Below are 21,733 nucleotides of genomic sequence, written 5' to 3' on the forward strand. Positions count from 1 at the left end.
AAGAGAATGAATATTTTTCTTGCTTTTTTGTTAGGGTATTTTATACTTTTTTAGATGTTTGCATTTCCTTTTTGGCAAGTGTTTGCATTCACCCTTTTGGGGAAGTATAGCAATAGAGACCTGTAAAAAGCCGGCCGTGCTCTAGATGTATTGCAGGGCTAGAGTGTTCATTGGCAAATTTCACTTTGAAAGGAAGATGGATATGGGAGGACTATGGTTCACCGAAAAACAGACTGAAAACTTCGGTATTACAATGAAGATTAAGCAAACTTTACATACAGAACAGACGGAATTCCAGAAGCTTGAAATGGTTGAAACAGAAGAATGGGGAAATATGCTTCTTCTCGATGGTATGGTAATGACATCGATAAAGGATGAATTCGTTTATCATGAAATGGTTGCGCATGTACCGTTGTTCACTCATCCGAATCCTGAAAATGTCCTCGTGGTAGGCGGCGGGGATGGCGGGGTCATCCGCGAAGTGCTAAAACACCCACAAGTAAAAAAGGCGACACTTGTCGATATTGATGGGAAAGTCATCGAATACTCAAAGAAATATTTGCCGGAAATCGCCGGGAAACTCGAAGATCCCCGGGTTGAAGTGAAGGTAGGCGATGGTTTTATGCATATTGCCGAAAGTGAAAATGACTACGATGTAATCATGGTCGACTCTACAGAACCCGTTGGCCCAGCAGTGAATCTTTTTACAAAGGGGTTTTATGCTGGTATTTCCAAAGCTTTAAAGGAAGATGGGATATTTGTTGCTCAATCGGACAACCCGTGGTTCAAGGCGGATTTAATCCGGGACGTACAGCGCGATGTTAAAGAAATTTTCCCAATTACCCGCCTCTATATTGCAAACATCCCAACTTATCCAAGCGGCATGTGGGCATTCACAATCGGTTCGAAAAAATACGATCCACTACAAGTTTCTGATGACCGTTTCCATGATATTGAAACGAAATACTATACAAAAGAACTTCACAAAGCAGCCTTTGTTCTGCCGAAATTTGTTGCTGACCTTGTAAAGTAGAAACGAAATTTTTATATACAGTGACATAGCTTTTGTCGTATTTTATATACAGTGAATAAATTTCAGCGGGGGAGGCGCAGTCTCCCTCTCGCTTTGCATGGAAAGGATAATGAAGTATGCGTTTTGATGAGAGCTATTCAGGCAATGTCTTTATTAAAAGCCATCCCAATTTTGAAGAAAGCAAGGTTGTTCTCTATGGGATGCCAATGGACTGGACAGTCAGCTTCCGTCCAGGGTCACGTTTCGGCCCTACAAGAATTCGCGAGGTATCAGTTGGGCTAGAAGAGTACAGCCCATACCTTGACCGAGATCTTGTGGATTTAAACTATTTTGATGCTGGGGATATTCCACTTCCGTTCGGTAACGCTCAGAAGAGCCTTGATGCGATTGAAGAGTTTGTTGACCAGGTGTTGGCTGCGGGCAAGTTCCCGCTCGGCATGGGCGGTGAGCATCTTGTTTCTTGGCCAGTCATGAAGGCGGTTTACAAGAAATACCCTGATTTGGCAATCATTCATTTTGATGCCCATACCGACCTGCGTGAACACTATGAAGGCGAGCCGCTATCACACTCGACGCCAATTCGGAAAATTGCCGAGCACATCGGCCCTCACAATGTTTATTCGTTTGGAATCCGCTCTGGTATGAAGGAAGAGTTCGATTGGGCAAAAAGTGTCGGAATGCATATTTCAAAATTCGACGTCCATCAGCCGCTGAAGGAAATTTTGCCGAAGCTTGCCGGGCGTCCGGTTTATGTCACAATCGACATCGATGTACTTGATCCGGCACATGCTCCAGGAACAGGTACGGTTGATGCAGGCGGCATTACCTCCCGTGAGCTGCTTGCTTCTATCCATGAAATTGCCCGCTCGGAAGTTAAGGTTGTAGGCGCCGATCTTGTTGAAGTTGCACCTATATATGATCCATCCGAGCAAACGGCCAACACGGCAAGCAAAATGATCCGTGAAATGCTGCTCGGCTTTGTGAAATAAGCAAGTGTAAATAGAGAGGAAAGTGCCTGTTTCAATCCGAAGCAGGCACTTTTTGAATTGTAGGGACAGGAAGGATATAATAAGTTAGTGGTTTTATCCCGATAAACGTAGAGCTGGTTTGAAAATCATGATATAATGCCATATTTATAAGGTGACTGTTTTCACGTTTAATGTTGGTTTTCTAGTAGAGTGATTGGAGCGGCAATCAGCAGACATATTTAAAACAGCAAATAAGATAGATAGTAAAGGAAGTGGCCGGATGGATCCGAAGCCAGTTATTGTTACGGTCAGTACGGCGATTACCCAGGACGGCGCTAAGGATGAAATCGTCACTGGAGGAAACGGCTTTTTTTATGAAAAAGATAATGAAGCCTATCTTCAGTATGAGGAACTCACAGCAGAAGGAAATGTGCGCTCGATACTTAAAATGGAAAGCGGCAAAGCGCTGCTGTTAAGAAGCGGTGCTGCCAAGATGCGGCTCCCATTCCGCCTTGGTGAGGAGACACGGGGCAGCTATGAGACTCAATACGGGACTCTTCCTGTTTCAGCCGTTACCGACCGGCTTGCTCAGGCAATCCGTGAAAACGGGCGGGGTGGAATATTCAGGCTGAAATATGACTTGATGATAGCGGGAGCACCCGCTGGTACATATAGCTTGGCAATCATGTTTGAGGAGGAAGAGCAATGAACTTAGTTGAACAGGTGCAACAAAACTTAAAAAATGAAATTAAAGCTGCCGTGCTTAAAGCAGGAGTGGCTGCGGAAGAGCAGATTCCGGATGTACTATTGGAAACGCCAAAGGACAAAGCCCATGGGGACTATTCCACCAATATGGCGATGCAGCTTGCACGCGTGGCAAAAAAAGCACCGCGTGCGATTGCCGAAGCAATTGTAGCTAATTTTGATCAGTCTAAAGCATCGATTGAAAAAATTGAGCTTGCAGGACCAGGCTTTATTAATTTTTACTTGAATAATAGCTATTTGACTGGATTAATCCCAGCCATCCTTGAAGCTGGAGACGCGTATGGAGAAACGAATACTGGCAGGGGCCAGAGAATTCAGGTTGAGTTTGTATCGGCAAACCCGACCGGCGACCTCCACCTTGGCCATGCGCGTGGTGCGGCTGTTGGCGACTCGCTGTCAAATATACTTGCAAAAGCAGGCTATGAGGTTTCGCGGGAATATTATATCAATGATGCAGGCAACCAGATCAATAACCTTGCGCTTTCCGTTGAGGCACGCTATTTCGAGGCACTCGGAATGGAAAAGGGAATGCCTGAAGATGGGTATCATGGTGAGGATATTAAGGAAATCGGCAAGCAGCTTGCAGCTGAACATGGGGACAAGTTCGTCTCAATGCCTGAGGAGGAGCGCTTCAACTTTTTCCGTGAGCATGGCCTGAAAGTTGAGATGGCAAAGCTGAAAAAGGACCTGGAGGATTTCCGCGTACCGTTTGATGTCTGGTACTCGGAAACGTCTCTCTACCATAATGGAAAAATTGATTCGGCATTAAAGACGCTTCGAGAAAATGGCCACATTTTTGAGGAGGAAGGAGCGACCTGGCTGCGCTCAACTCCGTTTGGTGATGATAAGGACCGCGTCTTGATCAAGCAGGATGGTTCCTATACATACCTGACTCCTGATATTGCCTATCATAAGGACAAGCTTGATCGTGGCTTTGAAAAGCTGATTAACGTGTGGGGAGCAGACCACCACGGCTATATCCCGCGTATGAAGGCGGCCATTCAGGCACTGGGCTATGATAAGGATGTCCTGGAAGTTGAAATTATTCAGCTCGTACATCTTTACAAGAATGGCGAGAAAATGAAAATGAGCAAGCGAACCGGAAAAGCTGTTACCATGCGTGAGCTCGTCGAAGAGGTTGGCCTTGATGCGACCCGCTACTTCTTTGCAATGCGCTCAGCCGATACACATATGGATTTTGACCTGGATCTTGCTGTTTCCCAGTCGAATGATAATCCTGTCTATTATGCTCAATACGCTCATGCTCGTATTTCAAGCATATTGCGACAAGCTTCGGAACAAGGCTTCACAGTTGAAACGGATGTCGATTTATCACAGGTTTCTTCCGAAAAGGAAATTGATTTGCTTAAAAAACTTGGCGAATTTCCTCAGGCTGTTGGTGAAGCGGCTGAAAAGCGTACACCGCACCGGATTGCCAATTATGTGTTTGATTTAGCATCCGCATTCCACAGCTTCTATAATGCGGAAAAGGTTGTTGACCCTGAACAGGCGGAAAGGACTAAAGCCCGCCTGGCTCTAGTAAGGTCGGTTCAAATTACAATAAAAAATGCTTTATTACTTATCGGTGTTTCTGCACCTGAAAGAATGTAATGACTTGTCCCTCCGTGAATTCGGAGGTTTTTTTCTATTTTTGCTTTCCGGATAAAAGCCCGTTTTTTGGTAAATAGTATACAGGACAAAATTATTGAGGGGTGGATCTCATGAATGTAGGGCGTGCAAAGGAGATTATGGAGTCTGCTGATAATATAAATGTAACCTATGAAGGAAAACGGGTTCTAATTCAAAATGTAGATGAATCCGCGAAAATGGCAAGGATTTATTGGAAAGAAGATCCCGAGCAAGAGCGTGATGTTCCTGTCCTCAATTTAATCGAAGATGTGGATTGAAGAATACTTAAAGCGGCCCCCTAGTTAAAAGGAGGCCGCTTTATATCTGTCAGAGGCATGATTAGCTCTGTTTCCAGGTGCTGTGAAACTCAATCTGTGTAACAAGAAAAGCGGGTGGTGCCTGGCACTGTCGCTTTCTATTTCCACTCAATTGCAGCACCGCCAACCCGCTTGACACCACGTATAGCGGCCACTTCAGGAACAAGCTTAAGGAGAGCCTGATCCTTTGCTTTTGCTTCAATCATCAAGTCAACATCCTGATTTATCTCCCTGAGCAGCTTTAAAAGCGGCATGAGGAAATCTATATCGACAAAATCGGCATGAGCACGATAAAGCTTGTCAGATTTCGGAGAAGAGATATGGATTTTGGGAACCTGCGGCTTGTTAGCCCATGTCGAATAAACTAGTGGCAGTACCTCTTCTAAGGGGCGCTCTGAAGAGTTTGCCATGTGATGATGATAATCAAAGGCAAGCGGGATATCCTCTTTTAAACACACCGAAAGAGTTTCTTCAGTTGTATATGTTTTGTCATCGTTCTCAAGCGTCATCATCTCCTTTATATGAACAGGAAGACGCTTTATATTTTCATGGAATCTCTCAAGTGCCGCCTCCTTATCACCATAAGCACCACCAACGTGAATATTATGGGTTCCGAGGCGTTCCAGTCCCATGCAGTCAAACATCCGGTAATGGTACTTCATATCCCTGACCGCATTCACCGTTATCTCCTCTTTTGGGGAGGTGAAAAGAGTATACTGGTTGGGATGAAAACTGACCCTTAGTTGATACTTTTTTACAAACGAACCGATTTCCAGCCATTCAGCCTTAAAAGGCGAGGCGAAGTCCCAGCTTGCTTCAGGGTGTGTAGCGAGTGGGACAATTGAACTTGAAAGCCGATATACCTCAATCCCGTGAGACACGTTGTAATAAAGCATCCGCAGCGTATTTTTTAAGTTTTCTGCTGTAATAGCAAGCAGCTTTTCCTGGCGTTCCTCTTTGCCCAGGAGTTTATAGCGGGCAAACGTCATCGTCCGGGAGGGTGACGCTTCCCAGAGGGAAAGAGCCGTGGAAACATACCCAAATCTTATTTTCAAACAATCTCCCCCTGGTAAAAGTCTAAAGAAATGGTGAAATTACTCTTCCGGCAAGCTCTTTCACTGAGCGGCCAAAATCACGCGTTTCCAGCCAGGCAAGCTCCAACTCCCTCGAACTAGCGATATCTGCCTGGATAATCGACTCAGCTTCGAGAATTTGCTCCTGGCTATACATATAGCAGTTAATCTCACTATTTAGGAATAGGCTTCTTTTATCAAAATTGGCTGTCCCTATATCACAGACCGTTTGATCAATTAGCAGTGTCTTGGCGTGATAAAAGCCATTCATGAATTGATATACCCTCGCACCCTTTTTGATAAGCACCCGGAAATACGGGTAGGCTGCCTCCTTGACGAGTGGGTGATCAGAATTACCGGGGACAATAATGGACAGTGCTACACCCCGTTCCAGGCAATTTTGCAGGGAATAAAACAATTTTTTGCTCGGGATAAAGTAAGGTGTTCCAATAATAATCCGTTCTTTGGCTCTTTCAAATGTTTCGAGGTACATATCTTCAAGAGTGGTTCCAGCTAAAGTCGGAACTAACTGATGCAGGGCTGGGCCTTTCCCGTTTTTTCGCTGATATAAAGGAACATTCCGTAAATCCTCTCCTGTATCATTCTTCCAATCATCTAGGAAAACTTGCTGGAGGTCCTGTATTGATTCACCATAAAGCTTAAGATGGTAGTCACGCCATGGAGCGAGTTTTGGATTTCCGCCAATGTATTCGTTCCCAACGTTATAGCCGCCAAGATAGCCAAGTTTACCATCAATAATGGTAATCTTCCGATGATTCCGGGATTGAAGTGTGAAAAATAAGTAGGGCAGCGTAGGCTTGTGGGTAAAAGCAAACTTAATTCCTTCCTCCTTAAGAGTGGTAATCGTTTTCTTTTTCAAGGCTCGCCCTCCCGCCCAGTCCACCAGCAAGCGAACCTCAACCCCTGACCTCGCTTTATCAACTAATATTTCGAGAAATTCCTTGCTTAAGGCATCTTCCTTAAGAATGTAGAATATGACATGAATATAGTCCTTAGCCCGTTTTAGCTCTTCAAAGTAGTCAGTGAATAGCTCCCCACCTTTTGTAAAAATACGAACGGCCCCAAACCGCCGCGGAAAAGAAGGTGGAGCAGACTTTATCATTTTTTTCTGTCCCAAATGATAGTCTGCGGCGAGCCAGACAGTAATAAATAAAAGAAATCCAGAAACAAGGATAACAAGAATAGAGGCTCGCCTCCTTTTCTAAGTTTTTTTACCCATAGCTTTTACTTATAGGAGTAAATGTATGAGTGGTAAAAGGTTGACTGAATGCTCATTCATTTTTATAATACAAATAGATAGTTCTGAATTTTTCGTAAAGAATTAAAAGGGGCAGAAGGAGAATATGGAGGGGGAGTTTCAAGTGAATGGATTGTTATGGGTAAACTTGATTGCATTCTTATTTGTAACCGCTTACGCACTCGGTTTGTTTGTTTATGTTGTTAATACGCGGGTTGCCTATATCAAGCTTGGCAAAAAAGCAGAATTCGATGCAGCAGCCAAAGAGCGGTGGCAAAAAATCTGGACAAATGTTTTTGGCCAAAAGAAGTTGTTGAAAGATAAAAAGAGCGGAATCATCCATGTAATGTTTTTTTATGGATTTATTCTAGTTCAGTTCGGAGCAATTGATTTCATCTGGAAAGGGATAAAACCCGGCTCTCACTTGCCGCTTGGACCTCTTTACTCTGGTTTCACCTTTTTTCAGGAAATCGTCACTTTAATGATTTTAGTAGCTGTTATCTGGGCATTTTATCGCCGCTATGTTGAAAAACTTGTCCGTCTTAAGCGTAATTTCAAGTCGGGACTTGTATTAATTTTTATTGGCGGGCTGATGGTGTCGGTCCTTTTTGGCAATGCAATGGCCATAATTTGGCATGGCGGCGAGGCTTCTGTTGCTGAGCCAGTAGCATCTGTTATTGCTGCAGGCTTTGGATGGCTTGGAAAGACAGCAGCAATCACCTTATTTTACATTGCCTGGTGGATTCATCTACTGCTTCTGTTATCCTTCCTCGTATATGTACCACAATCGAAGCATGCCCACCTTATCGCAGGTCCGGTCAACACTTATTTTAGCCGGACAGGACCTGTTGGGAAGCTGAAAAAAATTGATTTTGAAGATGAAACACAGGAGAGTTTTGGTGTCGGGAAAATAGAAGATTTCAATCAGCTGCAAATGATTGACTTTTATGCGTGTGTAGAGTGCGGACGCTGTACAAATATGTGTCCTGCAACTGGTACAGGGAAAATGCTGTCTCCGATGGATATTATCGTCAAGCTGCGGGATCATCTCACCAATTATGGGGCGGCAGTCACGCAGAAGCAGCCATGGGTGCCAACCTATGCATTTGCCAGTACAACCGGCAACAAGCTGGCGCTGGCTTCGGCAGGAAGTGGTGCCGGTGAAGCGGCGGCAGCGGCTGGCTACAGCCCGAGCCTAGTCGGGGACATCATTACGGAGGAAGAGCTATGGGCCTGTACAACATGCCGTAATTGTGAAGACCAATGCCCGGTTATGAATGAACATGTAGATAAAATTATCGACCTGCGACGTTATCTAGTTTTAACAGAAGGAAAGGTTAAACCAGATGCACAGCGTGCAATGACCAATATTGAACGCCAGGGTAATCCTTGGGGCTTAAACCGTAAAGAACGCGAAGACTGGCGGGATGCCCGTGAAGACGTCCATATTCCGACGGTAAAGGAAGCAAAGAAGTCAGGCGAGGAATTCGAGTACTTGTTCTGGGTCGGTTCTATGGGCTCCTATGACAACAGAAGCCAGAAAATCGCCCTATCCTTTGCAAGGCTGCTGAATGAGGCTGGTGTCAAATTTGCCATCCTTGGCAATAAGGAAAAGAACTCCGGAGATACACCGCGCCGCCTCGGCAACGAGTTCCTGTTTCAGGAACTGGCGACAAAGAACATCGAAGAGTTTGAAAAGAATGACGTAAAAAAAATCGTTACAATCGACCCGCATGCCTACAATATTTTTAAAAATGAGTATCCAGACTTTGGGCTTGAGGCAGAAGTTTATCATCATACTGAATTATTATTTGAACTGGTCAGGGAAGGCAGGCTCGTCCCTCGCCATGAGGTGAATGAAACAATCACCTTCCATGACTCCTGTTACCTTGGCCGTTATAACGGCGTGTATGATGCACCACGAGAAATCTTAAAATCCATTCCCGGTGTCAAACTAGCAGAAATGGAACGCAACCGTGAAAATGGCATGTGCTGCGGTGCTGGAGGCGGCTTGATGTGGATGGAAGAGGAAACCGGACACAGAATTAATGTTGCCAGGACTGAGCAGGCGCTGGCGGTGAATCCATCTGTTATATCGTCCGGCTGTCCGTACTGCTTGACGATGCTTTCAGACGGCACAAAGGCAAAGGAAGTCGAAGAAAGTGTTGGAACTTACGATGTAGCCGAGCTCCTGGAAAAATCGGTGATCGGAACATCAGCCGCGCTCGTTTCATAATCATTTGTTAAAAAGCAGGGACATGAGAAGACACAAAATTAAGAATGTTGTGTTTAAAATTTCAGTTCCTGCTTTTCTTGTTGTAAAATTATAGCTGTAAATAAAAGCGCTTTCACTTTAAGTTAAGTCGAGCGAGCGTTCAGTCGAAATGGAAGAAGTAAAAAAGATTTTTACAGTTATTTAGATTTTTTTAGTAAGGACTGCTGAAATGCCAGTCTAAACGACCGTAAACAGCAAAAAAACCAGGCCAGAGTCGATTAGAAGGCAGTCTGTTAACTTTGTTTTCGTAAGTTCTAGTATCAAAAAACAAAGGGGATGGTTCTATGACAAAGACAGTCATTTTGAGTGGGGTTCGTACACCGTTTGGCAAGTTTGGCGGCGGATTAAGCAGCTTTACTGCTTCCGAACTAGGAGGCATTGCGGCTAAGGAGGCTCTCAACCGGGCAGGAGTAGCTCCGGATGAGGTGGATGAGGTGATTCTTGGCACAGTCCTCCAGGGCGGTCAGGGACAGCTTCCATCAAGGCAGGCAGCAAGGCACGCGGGGATTCCCTGGGAGGTTAAAACCGAGACGGTCAATAAGGTTTGTGCATCGGGAATGCGCAGCGTGACGCTCGGTGACCAGATCATTCGCGCGGGTGATGCTGAGGTGATCGTTGCGGGGGGCATGGAGTCGATGAGCAACGCCCCATATATTTTGCCAAAAGCCCGTTTTGGATTCAGGATGGGTGATGCCCAGATGAAGGACTTGATGATTGTCGATGGTTTGAGCTGCAGTTTCACTGGCGTCCATATGGGGACGTACGGAAATTCAACAGCCCAGGAAATGGGGATTACACGTGAGGAGCAGGATTTATGGGCACTCAGGAGCCAGCAACTTGCAGCCAAGGCAATGGATAGTGGTGTGTTCGCAGAGGAAATTGTTCCTGTTGCGGTGCCGCAGCGCAAAGGTAATCCAATAATTGTTAAAGAAGATGAATCTGTAAGGAAAGATACAACACTTGAAAAATTGTCCTCACTTAAATCGGCGTTTGACAAAGATGGAACGATTACAGCCGGCAATGCACCTGGTATCAATGATGGAGCTAGCGCGCTTGTGTTGATGAGTGAAGACAGGGCCATGCGCGAAGGACGAGAAATAGGTGCTGTGATCGTAGGCCATACGGCAATTGCTGTCGAAGCCAAGGACTTTCCCCAGACGCCGGGGCTGGTTATCAACGGCCTTTTACAAAAAACGGGAAGGTCGCTTGAGGAAATCGACTTGTTCGAAATCAATGAGGCGTTCTCGGCTGTTGCGCTTGCTTCAAACAAGATTGCGGGGCTTGACCCTGAGAAGGTGAATGTCAATGGCGGAGCGGTGGCGCTTGGGCATCCGATTGGAGCGAGCGGGGCACGGGTGATTGTGACGCTGATGCACGAGCTGAAGCGCAGGGGCGGAGGCATCGGGATTGCGGCGATTTGCAGCGGCGGCGGCCAAGGGGATGCGATTATGATTGAGGTTCCAAAACGATAGATTGCTAGGTTTAGAAATGGAGGGGATAGGATGGGAATCAAGAATGTTATGGTCATTGGGGCGGGCCAGATGGGTTCGGGAATCGCCCAAGTTTGCGCGCAGGCTGGGTATTCGGTTTTACTCAATGATTTGAAGCCGGAATTCGTGGAGCGTGGCTTATCAGGAATTAAGAAGAATCTCATCAGAGCAGTGGAAAAAGGAAAACTTGAGGCGGCTGGAATGGAAGAAACACTTGGTCGAATTTCAGTATCATCTTCACTTGAGGATGCGGCTTCCGTTGACCTTGTGATTGAGGCTGCCGTAGAAAATATGGATGTGAAAACGGATATTTTCACCAGGCTGGATAGGCTTGCCCCCTCGCATGCGATTCTTGCGAGTAATACGTCATCGCTGCCAATTACGGAGATTGCGGCGGCAACGAAACGGCCTGAAAAGGTAATTGGCATGCATTTTATGAATCCGGTGCCAGTCATGAAGCTGGTGGAGATCATTCGTGGCCTGGCTACATCCGATGAGGTGTACAGCCAGATTGAAGAGATTACGCGTGTCCTTGGAAAAGTTCCGGTGGAAGTAAATGATTTTCCTGGCTTTGTTTCTAACCGGATATTGATGCCGATGATTAATGAAGCAATTTATACGTTGTATGAGGGTGTGGCGACAAAGGAAGCAATCGACGAGGTCATGAAGCTTGGGATGAATCATCCCATGGGGCCACTTACCTTGGCGGATTTTATTGGGCTTGATACTTGCCTGTATATTATGGAAACGCTCTATGAAGGCTTTGGAGACAGCAAGTACCGTCCATGCCCGCTATTAAGGAAATATGTAAAAGCCGGCTGGCTCGGGAAAAAGTCAGGCCGCGGCTTCTACGAATATTAAATGCCAGTTAACTGCCAGGCGATCTGCCGGACAGGGGGATAAGGATGGATATTCGCTTTACTGAAGAGCATGACATGATGAGGAAGATGGTGCGTGATTTTGCAGAGAAAGAGATCGCACCATGGGTGGATAGGATGGAACAGGGCGAGTTCCCGAGGGAGCTGATCGCAAAGATGGGTGACCTTGGGCTAATGGGCATTCCAGTTCCGGAGGAGTACGGCGGCGCGGGGATGGACTTTATGTCCTACATCATTGCCATCAATGAGGTTTCAAGGGTAAGTGCGGCTGTGGGCGTTATCCTGAGTGTTCATACGTCAGTTGGAACCAACCCGATTCTTTATTTTGGAACAGAGGAACAAAAGAAAAAGTATGTTCCGGGAATGGCTTCAGGGCAATTGCTTGGGGCGTTCTGCCTGACTGAGCCAAGTGCGGGATCCGATGCAGGAGCATTAAAATCGAAGGCAGTCCTTAAAGGTGACCATTACGTTGTCAATGGGTCAAAGGTGTTCATCACAAATGGCGGGGAAGCTGACATTTACATTGTGTTTGCGAGAACCGCTGAGGAGGAAATTTCAGCGTTCATTGTTGAAAAGGGGTCACCTGGTCTGGTCATTGGAAAAGACGAAAAGAAAATGGGGCTGCATGGGTCGCGGACTGTCCAGCTTACATTTGAGGATATGAAGGTTCCGCGTGAAAATCTTCTTGGGGAAGAAGGCCAGGGCTTCAAAATTGCAATGTCCAATCTGGATGGCGGCCGAATCGGGATTGGAGCGCAGGCGCTTGGCATTGCCGAGGCGGCACTTTCTGAAGCGGTACGCTATGCCCAGGAAAGGCATCAGTTTGGAAAACCGATTGCAGCCAATCAAGGAATTGGCTTTAAACTGGCTGACATGGCAACTGCTGTTGAAGCTTCAAGGCTGCTAGTGTACCGGGCAGCTTCACTTAGGTCGGAAGGGAAAAAATGCAGTCTGGAGGCCTCGATGGCAAAGCTTTTTGCCTCAAAGACTGCGGTGGAAACGGCAACGGAAGCAATCCAAGTGTTTGGCGGCTATGGCTATACAGAGGAGTATCCGGTTGAGCGGCTGTTCCGTGATGCGAAGGTGACAGAGATTTATGAAGGAACAAGTGAAATCCAGCGGCACGTCATTGCACGGCAGCTTTAAGTCATTTTTTACTAGATTGAGGGGGATGGAACATGAATTTCAAATTAAGCGAAGAACATGAAATGATTCGGAAAATGGTCCGTGATTTTGCGAGGAATGAGGTTGCGCCAACCGCAGCGGAACGCGACGAAGAAGAGCGGTTCGACAGGGAGCTGTTTGACAAAATGGCTGAGCTAGGGCTGACCGGGATTCCCTGGCCTGAGGAGTATGGCGGCATCGGAAGCGATTATCTCGCTTACTGTATTGCAGTAGAAGAGCTTTCCCGCGTCTGTGCGTCAACAGGTGTGACTCTGTCAGCTCATACTTCGCTTGCCGGCTGGCCGATTTATAAATTCGGCAATGAAGAGCAAAAGCAGAAGTATCTTCGCCCAATGGCTGAGGGTTCAAAGGTTGGTGCTTATGGCTTGACTGAACCTGGAAGCGGCTCGGATGCTGGCGGCATGAGGACGACCGCCCGTCTTGACGGGGACCATTATGTTTTGAACGGCTCAAAGATTTTCATTACAAACGGCGGGATTGCTGATATTTATGTGGTTTTTGCCCTGACTGATCCGTCGAGCCGCCAAAAGGGAACGACGGCATTCATTATTGAAAAAGACTTTGCGGGCTTCTCTGTTGGTAAAAAGGAAAAGAAATTGGGCATCAGGTCATCACCAACAACGGAAATTATTTTTGAAGACTGCCGTGTTCCGGTTGAGAACCGACTAGGTGAAGAGGGGGAGGGCTTCAAGATTGCGATGATGACGCTAGATGGCGGCCGGAACGGCATTGCTGCCCAGGCTGTTGGAATTGCCCAAGGCGCCCTTGATGCAGCGGTCGACTATGCAAAGGAACGACAGCAGTTCGGAAAGCCGATTGCAGCCAATCAGGGAATATCCTTTAAGCTTGCAGATATGGCAACTGGAATAGAAGCTTCCAGGCTATTAACCTACCAGGCCGCATGGCTTGAATCGGAAGGCCTTCCATATGCCAAGGCTTCTGCGATGGCAAAGTTGTTTTCCGGAGATACTGCTATGAAAGTAACCACTGAGGCTGTCCAGGTGTTTGGCGGCTATGGCTATACAAAGGACTATCCGGTAGAGCGGTTCATGCGCGATGCGAAGATCACCCAAATCTACGAAGGCACCCAGGAAATTCAACGTCTCGTCATCTCGAGGATGCTGACGAAGTAATTTGCTACGTGGGTTAGTAGGGGCAAACTTTGAGATGGCGAGATGTTTCATCAAGAACATTTCGAGCAAGAGGCAAGTTGGTTAGTCATTGACGAACGGTTTCAGGGAGATTAGTGCTTAGCGGCATTTCTTGGGTGCTTTGTTTTTGTAAGCTAGAACTCATTAGTCCAATTAACATGAAACCCTAGCGGATTAGAAAGCAATAGATCGCGATAAACGAACAAGGGCGGTGGGATTTTTGAAAAAAAGGGAAGTCCAAGCTTCCGTAAAAGATGAACTTCTGGTTAAAAGGAGACGCAGCCAGATGATCAGGGGTGCGGTTGCACTTTTTAAACAAAAGGGGTTCCACCGTACAACAACAAGGGAAATTGCGAGGGCCTCTGGCTTCTCTATCGGGACCCTCTATGAATATATACGCACGAAGGAAGATGTGCTTTACCTCGTGTGCGACAGCATATACGACCAAGTTGCAACCCAGCTGATGAAGGACCTGAATAATAAGGGCAATACACTCGAAAGCCTGAAGCAGGGAATAGCCGATTATTTCAGGATTATGGATGACATGCAGGATGAAGTCCTGGTCATGTACCAGGAAGCGAAATCGCTCACAAAAGATGCTTTGCCATATGTTTTTAAAAAAGAAAACGAAATGGCTGGCATGTTCCGGGAATTGATAAACCGGTGTATTGCTAATGGAGAGTTGGAGCTTTCGGAGAAAGAAGCCGAACTTATTTCGCATGACATTATTGTGCTCGGCCAAATGTGGGGGTTCAGGCGCTGGGCGTTAAGAAAAAGGTTCACGCTTGAGGAATACATTGAACATCAGACTGCTTTGCTTCTTTCGGGAATCAGCAAAGGAAAACAGGGCGGACACTATTCAAAGTCTGCGTATTGAAAGGAGGACCATGAATGAGCGTACAAGAAATTTACAAACCTGTGCATCACGTCCGTTTTGTGACAGCGTCAAGCCTGTTTGACGGACATGATGCTTCAATCAATATTATGAGGAGGATACTGCAATCGACTGGGGTCGAGGTCATTCATCTTGGACATAACCGTTCGGTTGAGGAGGTCGTCAATGCTGCGATTCAGGAAGATGCCCAGGGTATTGCGATATCCTCCTACCAGGGCGGGCATGTTGAGTATTTTAAATATATGTATGACCTGTTGAAGGAAAGAGGTGCAGGCCATATCCGTATTTATGGCGGCGGAGGCGGAGTTATCATACCTCGAGAGATAAAGGAACTTCATGAGTACGGCATATCCGGAATTTTTTCTCCGGAAGATGGCCGCAAGCATGGCCTGCAGGGGATGATTAACAGGATGGTCAGGGAGTGTGATTTCTCAACAATCTCCAATGACCCCGCCTCGGAGATTGAGGGGTTAAAATCTGGGGATATCAGGTCCCTTGCCAGGCTAATTACCCTGGCAGAGTACCATGTAGCTTCAGGCGAAGAGGCTGCCGCAGCTGCGGAGGTCATTGAAAAGGTCAGATCTGCTGCAAAAAAAGTGCCAGTTGTCGGAATCACCGGAACAGGCGGCGCTGGAAAAAGTTCTTTGACAGACGAGCTGATTCGCCGCTTTCTCAATGAACTTCCCGATAAAAAGGTTGCCATCCTGTCTGTCGACCCAACCAAGCAAAAAACAGGCGGTGCGCTTCTGGGGGACAGAATTCGGATGAACTCAATATTCAATCCTCGCGTCTATATGCGGAGCCTTGCTACAAGAGCCTCTCGCAGCGAGCTGTCACTTGCAATTAAGGATGCGGTTTCAGTTGCCAAGGCGGCTGGCTTTGATCTCGTCGTCGTGGAGACAAGCGGAATTGGCCAGGGAGATGCAGCTATTACCGAGATTTGCGACATCTCCATGTATGTCATGACGAGTGAATTCGGCGCTCCTTCTCAGCTTGAGAAAATTGACATGATTGATTTTGCGGACCTGATTGTCATCAACAAGTTTGAGAGGAAAGGATCGGAGGATGCCAAGCGCCAAGTTCAGAAGCAATATCAGCGCAGCCATATGCTGTTTGAAAAAGACCCGGATGATTTGCCGGTATATGGGACCATTGCAAGCCAGTTCAATGATCAGGGTACCAACGCAGTATTTGCTGCATTGATTGAAAAAATTAATGAAAAGTCTGGTGCTGATTGGCAGACCACTTTTAACAAAAAAGCTTTAGTTGAAAAACAAAATGTTATCATTCCGACCGACCGCAGATACTATCTAAGGGAAATTGGCGAAACTGTCCGCAATTATCATAAAAAAGCAGAACAGCAGGCGGAATTGGCGAGAAAGCTATTTCAAATAGAGGGAGTCCTTAATTCACTGGGCCAAACGAGCAGTAAAGATGTGCTTGCTGAATTGAATAAGCTGAAAGAAAATACTGTCGCTGCGCTGTCTCCTGAATCTAAGGCAGTTTTAGACGGTTGGGAAAAAATGAAAGCGGATTATGCGGCGGATGAGTATGTGGTCAGAATCCGTGATAAGGAAGTTCGTACAGCGCTGAAATCAAAGAGCCTGTCAGGACTTGATATTCCAAAGGTCGCCCTGCCGAAATACAAAGATTATGGAGAAATTCTCCGCTGGGTGTATCGTGAAAATGTTCCGGGGTCATTCCCGTATACCGCAGGCGTGTTCCCGTTCAAGCGGGAAGGCGAGGATCCAAAAAGGCAGTTTGCAGGTGAAGGGACTCCAGAACGGACAAATCGCCGCTTCCATTATCTTTCAAAGGATGATACTGCAAAACGGCTTAGCACCGCGTTTGACTCTGTTACCCTTTATGGGGAGGATCCGGATTACCGTCCCGATATTTATGGGAAAATTGGCGAGAGCGGAGTTTCAATCTGTACGCTTGACGATATGAATAAACTGTATAAGGGATTTGACTTATGCCACCCGTCCACTTCAGTGTCCATGACCATCAATGGGCCTGCACCAATCATCCTCGCGATGTTCATGAATACTGCCATCCATCAACAGGTTGAAAAGAAGGAAGCAGAGCTAGGAAGGATGCTGACGGTAGAGGAATTTGCGGAGGTTCGGGCATATACACTCAAAAATGTCCGCGGTACCGTTCAGGCCGATATCCTGAAAGAAGACCAGGGACAAAATACATGTATTTTCTCCACTGAATTTGCGCTAAGGATGATGGGAGATATACAGCAGTATTTCATTGACCATCAGGTTCGCAATTATTACTCTGTCTCCATATCTGGCTATCATATTGCAGAAGCGGGAGCCAATCCGATTTCTCAGCTAGCCTTCACCCTGGCAAACGGGTTCACCTATGTGGAGTACTATTTGAGCCGCGGGATGGATATTAATGAATTCGCGCCAAACTTGAGCTTCTTTTTTTCAAATGGACTTGATCCGGAATATACAGTCATTGGCCGGGTAGCCCGCAGGATTTGGGCAACGGTCATGCGTGATAAATATGGAGCGAATGAACGCAGCCAGAAGCTTAAGTATCATATTCAGACTTCCGGACGTTCGCTCCATGCCCAGGAAATTGACTTCAATGATATTCGGACTACGCTGCAGGCGTTGATGGCATTGCAGGATAATTGCAATTCTCTCCATACAAATGCCTATGACGAGGCGATTACAACTCCGACAGAAGAGTCGGTCCGCAGGGCAATGGCGATCCAAATGATTATTACCAAGGAACACGGCCTGTCGAAAAATGAAAACCCGCTGCAGGGAGCGTTCATCATTGATGAGCTAACGGACCTTGTTGAGGAAGCGGTTCTTCAGGAATTTGAACGAATCAATGATCGCGGCGGCGTCCTTGGAGCAATGGAAACGCAATATCAGCGAGGAAAAATACAGGATGAATCAATGTATTATGAAATGAAAAAACATTCCGGTGAACTGCCGATTATTGGTGTGAATACGTACCTGAATCCGAATCCTCCTTCAGAGGAGGAAATGGACAATATGGAGATAGCCAGAGCCTCCAAGGAAGAAAAGGAGCTTCAAATTGCCAATCTTCGCAAGTTCCAGGAGAAACATGCCGAAAAGGCAGCGAATGCATTGAAGCAGCTTAAAGAAGCGGCAGTATCTGGCGGGAATATTTTTGCCGAGCTAATGGAAACGGTAAAGGTAGCAAGCCTTGGCCAAATTACTCATGCACTATACGAGGTTGGCGGCCAATATCGCCGGAATATGTAAGAACAAAAGCGCAAGCGCCTTGATCCGACATTCCACTGATGGTTAGTTGAACGAATCGGACCACCTTAAGTCTCAGTTGTCTCCCAAGGAGACTTACTGAGACTTAAGGGTGGGATAAAGGAAACACGATGAATGATAGCGATTCAATGTTGACTTATAGTGAGGGGACTTCAAGTATCCGGAACGCGTTCAAAGCTATTTAAGTTCAACTAAAGAATTTGAGAAGCGTAGGAATTCTATTGGATTGAAGCGGAAGGCGCGTAGACTCCTGTGGGAGAAAAGGGACAGTGGGAGACCCCGCAGGAGAAAAGCGACGAGGAGGCTCCCCGCCCGCCCACGGAAAGCGAAGCGCCTGGAGCGGAAATTACAGAAAAGCTTTAGGTTTAACCTATATAGAAGTAGAGCAAAAGCTCAAGCGCTAAAGATGGAAGTAAAAAGAAACCCGGGGAGGGGAAGCCTTCCCTGGGCTATTTTGTAATAAGTTTCCTTGAAATAGGAGAAATATTTTTCCAAAAAACAAGAAAATGAGTTAAAATTTGTCCCGGATACTATATAATATTGGCATACATACTTGGGAGGGATTGGCAGATGAAAAAGATAAAGACAAAGTATATAATTGCTTTACTCATCCTGTCAGCCTGGCCACTTTATTATTTATATCAACACCAGCTTGGAGCTATATCCTTTTTGCTCCTTGCCATTCTTTTCCTCATGCTTGCCTTGAAGGAATTATCAATGGAAAGGGAAAGGCGGGAGAGAGAAGAAGGCGGCCGTAACAATCGTGTGGGATAAAGTGACCATTCCATCTGCGGGGACGCTTACTGAGTGTTAAGAGTGGAATAAATATTCCTGCCGCACCCAGTTATAACTGGCATAAACGGGAACATTTTGTTTATAATGAAGAATATGTATTTCGGGAGAATCCCTTCCTGAGCCTTTTGGGCGTAAATTTGAAAGGAAGTGCCAATGTTGAGTCTAGAAAATTACTCTAAAGAGCAGTTGAAGGAAATGTCCATGATTGAAATGGCCTATGAACTGCTGAAGAATACGAAGCAAACCTTATCCTTCCATGATATTGTGGATCAAATTTCGAAAGCATCAGACCTGTCCAGCGAGCAAGTAAGATCAAGGCTTGCACAGTTTTATACTGATTTGAACATAGATGGCCGTTTTATTTCACTAGGTGAAAATAAATGGGGCCTCCGGGTATGGTATCCTGTCGATACAGTTGAGGAAGAGCAGGTTCATGCCGCCAAGCCGAAGAAGAAAAAGGCGAAAAAGGTTCTGGATGAAGAACTGGATGATTATGAAGAACTTGATGATACCGATTTTGATGATCCCGAAGATTTTGTCGAAGATGATATTCTTGATGAAGAAGATGATGACAGCTTTGATGATATTGATGAGGAAGAAGAAGACTTTGATATCGCCGATGATGAAGCCATCGATGAGGACCTTGAAGAAGATATAGATGAAGATCTTGATGACGACCTGGAAGAAAGTCTTGAAGCCCTTGAAGAAGAAGAGCTGGCCGAGGATGAGGACGAAGACGAGGAAATGTAGGCTTGACAATCCTATCCTCTTGCCTGTAGAATCGTTTTTGGGCTCCTTAAAAAAGGAACGAATATCAATTGCTATCAAGCGCTCCCCTTGCAACTGCTGCAGGAGGGCGCTTTTTTATTTTTTTCCGGCGTGAAGATTCTGGCTTCTAGCCGTTCTGCAAGACTGATTCAAATCCCCTTTTAGAAGACAATTTAACTCATGGCACCGTTTTTTTTCGACAAAAGGCTGTAATCAGGCAGGAATTGAACAAACTGTATTAGAGGGGGACTTAATATGACAAAATATATTTTTGTAACCGGCGGGGTTGTTTCCTCGCTTGGAAAAGGAATCACAGCTGCTTCATTAGGACGACTTTTGAAAAATAGGGGTCTAAGCGTTTTTATCCAGAAGTTTGACCCATATATTAACGTTGACCCAGGAACGATGAGCCCGTATCAGCACGGGGAAGTGTATGTAACAGGCGATGGGGCGGAAACAGACCTTGACCTTGGCCACTATGAGCGCTTTATCGATATTAATCTGACTAAGAACAGCAATGTTACAACGGGAAAGATTTATTCGACAGTCCTGAAAAAAGAGCGCCGTGGGGATTATCTTGGCGGGACGGTTCAAGTTATTCCACATATCACAAATGAAATCAAGGAGCGCGTATTCCGCGCAGGCCATGAGACAAATGCGGATGTGGTTATTACTGAAATCGGCGGAACAGTAGGGGATATTGAATCGCTGCCATTTCTTGAGGCTATTCGCCAAATCAAGAGCGATATCGGCCATGAGAACGTAATGTATATTCACTGTACATTAATCCCATACATTAAAGCAGCCGGGGAAATGAAAACCAAGCCTACACAGCATAGTGTAAAAGAATTACGAAGCCTTGGAATCCAGCCAAACGTCATCGTCGTCCGGACAGAACTTCCTGTATCCCAGGATATGAAGGACAAAATTGCGCTGTTTTGTGATATTGATAAAAAGGCAGTCATTGAATGCCGTGACGCAGAAACTCTTTATACCATTCCGTTGGATCTTCAGGAACAAAACCTGGATAGTATTGTTTGCGATCACTTGAAGCTTCAATGTGGCGAAGCGGATATGACTGAATGGAAGGCTCTTGTCGATAAAGTAACAAATTTGACAGGAAAGACAAAAATTGCCCTTGTCGGAAAGTATGTTGAATTGCAGGATGCATACTTGTCTGTTGTCGAAGCACTTAAGCATGCTGGGTATGCGCATGATGCAGATATCGACATCGACTGGGTGAATGCCGAGCATGTTAATGAAGAAAATGTTGAAGAATTGCTTGGCGATGCGGACGGTATTCTTGTACCCGGCGGTTTTGGGGACAGAGGAGTCGAAGGGAAAATTTCGGCAATCAAATATGCCCGTGAACGAAAGGTGCCTTTCTTGGGGATTTGCCTGGGGATGCAGCTTGCAACTATAGAATTTGCCCGTAATGTACTTGGCCTTGAAGGCGCGCACTCGTCCGAGCTTGATCCAAACACGAAACATCCAATTATTGATTTGCTTCCTGAACAGAAGGATGTTGAAGACCTTGGTGGAACTCTTCGTCTTGGTTTGTATCCTTGCAAACTTGTTGAGGGTACAAAAGTTTATGAAGCTTATGGTGAGAAAATTGTATACGAACGCCACCGCCATCGCTATGAGTTCAATAATCATTATCGCAAGGATATGGAACAGGCAGGCTTTGTCTTTTCCGGTACAAGCCCGGATGGCCGCCTGATTGAAACAATTGAAGTTACAGAACACCCTTGGTTCGTCGCTTCACAGTTCCATCCAGAATTCCTGTCAAGGCCGACACGCCCTCAACCTTTATTCCGTGAATTCATTCATGCTTCACTTCAAGGGAAGTAATGCATAATAAAAGCCAGTTCCTCAACTAAAGAGGAGACTGGCTTTTTTTGTCCGGAAAACATTGGCATGATATACGTCTGAAAAGGAAATGTTTTGTATTTGTTTTGTGAACAAGTGGAAATCG

17 protein-coding genes are annotated in these 21,733 nt (G+C 45.9%); 15 read left to right on the top strand and 2 right to left on the bottom strand.

The features are described 5' to 3' along the window. The first annotated feature begins 202 nt into the window (after positions 1–202). The 5 genes from speE (at position 203) to AM500_RS01790 (ending at position 4,673) form a co-directional block, all read left to right on the top strand. Entirely contained in the window at positions 203–1,033 is an 831-nt protein-coding gene (gene speE, locus AM500_RS01770) for a spermidine synthase (protein ID WP_156319721.1), read from the top strand. 116 nt (positions 1,034–1,149) lie between these two features. Next, positions 1,150–2,022, top strand: coding sequence for an agmatinase (gene speB / locus AM500_RS01775; RefSeq protein ID WP_053597665.1), 873 nt, complete (start codon positions 1,150–1,152; stop codon positions 2,020–2,022). A gap of 259 nt (positions 2,023–2,281) precedes the next feature. Next, positions 2,282–2,710 (top strand): YwiB family protein, encoded by a 429-nt coding sequence (locus tag AM500_RS01780; protein ID WP_043930109.1) that lies wholly within the window; start codon positions 2,282–2,284, stop codon positions 2,708–2,710. After that, complete coding sequence (gene argS / locus AM500_RS01785) at positions 2,707–4,377, top strand: arginine--tRNA ligase (RefSeq protein WP_053597666.1); 1,671 nt, start codon at positions 2,707–2,709, stop codon at positions 4,375–4,377. The genes AM500_RS01780 and argS overlap by 4 nt, the downstream gene beginning before the upstream one ends. A gap of 110 nt (positions 4,378–4,487) precedes the next feature. Beyond that, positions 4,488–4,673, top strand: coding sequence for an H-type small acid-soluble spore protein (locus tag AM500_RS01790; protein ID WP_053597667.1), 186 nt, complete (start codon positions 4,488–4,490; stop codon positions 4,671–4,673). Between the two features lie 137 nt (positions 4,674–4,810). Here the strand turns inward: AM500_RS01790 and uvsE are convergent, their stop codons facing one another. Together uvsE and cls are read right to left on the bottom strand one after the other, a co-directional pair. Next, the gene (gene uvsE / locus AM500_RS01795; RefSeq protein WP_053597668.1) at positions 4,811–5,767 is read right to left on the bottom strand and encodes a UV DNA damage repair endonuclease UvsE; all 957 of its coding nucleotides are present in this window, start codon (positions 5,765–5,767) and stop codon (positions 4,811–4,813) included. 22 nt (positions 5,768–5,789) lie between these two features. Next, positions 5,790–6,908 carry a cardiolipin synthase gene (cls, locus tag AM500_RS01800; RefSeq protein WP_082347095.1) on the bottom strand — a complete coding sequence of 373 codons (1,119 nt, stop codon included), beginning with the start codon at positions 6,906–6,908 and terminating at the stop codon, positions 5,790–5,792. A gap of 241 nt (positions 6,909–7,149) precedes the next feature. Between cls and AM500_RS01805 the strand changes: the two genes are divergently transcribed. The 10 genes from AM500_RS01805 to AM500_RS01850 all read left to right on the top strand — a co-directional run bounded on the left by AM500_RS01805 (position 7,150) and on the right by AM500_RS01850 (position 21,609). After that, positions 7,150–9,279 carry a (Fe-S)-binding protein gene (locus tag AM500_RS01805; protein WP_442853985.1) on the top strand — a complete coding sequence of 710 codons (2,130 nt, stop codon included), beginning with the start codon at positions 7,150–7,152 and terminating at the stop codon, positions 9,277–9,279. A gap of 323 nt (positions 9,280–9,602) precedes the next feature. Continuing rightward, the gene (locus AM500_RS01810) at positions 9,603–10,790 is read left to right on the top strand and encodes an acetyl-CoA C-acetyltransferase (RefSeq protein WP_053597671.1); all 1,188 of its coding nucleotides are present in this window, start codon (positions 9,603–9,605) and stop codon (positions 10,788–10,790) included. Positions 10,791–10,820: 30 nt separating this feature from the next. Continuing rightward, entirely contained in the window at positions 10,821–11,669 is an 849-nt protein-coding gene (locus AM500_RS01815; RefSeq protein WP_053597672.1) for a 3-hydroxybutyryl-CoA dehydrogenase, read from the top strand. A gap of 44 nt (positions 11,670–11,713) precedes the next feature. Then, the gene (locus AM500_RS01820; RefSeq protein ID WP_053597673.1) at positions 11,714–12,832 is read left to right on the top strand and encodes an acyl-CoA dehydrogenase; all 1,119 of its coding nucleotides are present in this window, start codon (positions 11,714–11,716) and stop codon (positions 12,830–12,832) included. A 32-nt stretch (positions 12,833–12,864) separates the two neighbouring features. Continuing rightward, complete coding sequence (locus AM500_RS01825; RefSeq protein WP_053597674.1) at positions 12,865–14,004, top strand: acyl-CoA dehydrogenase; 1,140 nt, start codon at positions 12,865–12,867, stop codon at positions 14,002–14,004. A gap of 238 nt (positions 14,005–14,242) precedes the next feature. Continuing rightward, entirely contained in the window at positions 14,243–14,899 is a 657-nt protein-coding gene (locus AM500_RS01830) for a TetR/AcrR family transcriptional regulator (protein ID WP_053597675.1), read from the top strand. 14 nt (positions 14,900–14,913) lie between these two features. Next, positions 14,914–18,174, top strand: coding sequence for a fused isobutyryl-CoA mutase/GTPase IcmF (gene icmF, locus AM500_RS01835; protein WP_053597676.1), 3,261 nt, complete (start codon positions 14,914–14,916; stop codon positions 18,172–18,174). 588 nt (positions 18,175–18,762) lie between these two features. Beyond that, entirely contained in the window at positions 18,763–18,966 is a 204-nt protein-coding gene (locus tag AM500_RS01840; RefSeq protein ID WP_053597677.1) for a hypothetical protein, read from the top strand. A gap of 174 nt (positions 18,967–19,140) precedes the next feature. Continuing rightward, entirely contained in the window at positions 19,141–19,737 is a 597-nt protein-coding gene (rpoE, locus tag AM500_RS01845) for a DNA-directed RNA polymerase subunit delta (RefSeq protein WP_331457401.1), read from the top strand. Positions 19,738–20,010: 273 nt separating this feature from the next. After that, positions 20,011–21,609 carry a CTP synthase gene (locus AM500_RS01850; RefSeq protein WP_053597678.1) on the top strand — a complete coding sequence of 533 codons (1,599 nt, stop codon included), beginning with the start codon at positions 20,011–20,013 and terminating at the stop codon, positions 21,607–21,609. Positions 21,610–21,733: the final 124 nt, after the last annotated feature.

Origin of the sequence: Bacillus sp. FJAT-18017 (genome assembly GCF_001278805.1) — a bacterium.
Classification (GTDB): Bacteria; Bacillota; Bacilli; order Bacillales; family Cytobacillaceae; genus Bacillus_D.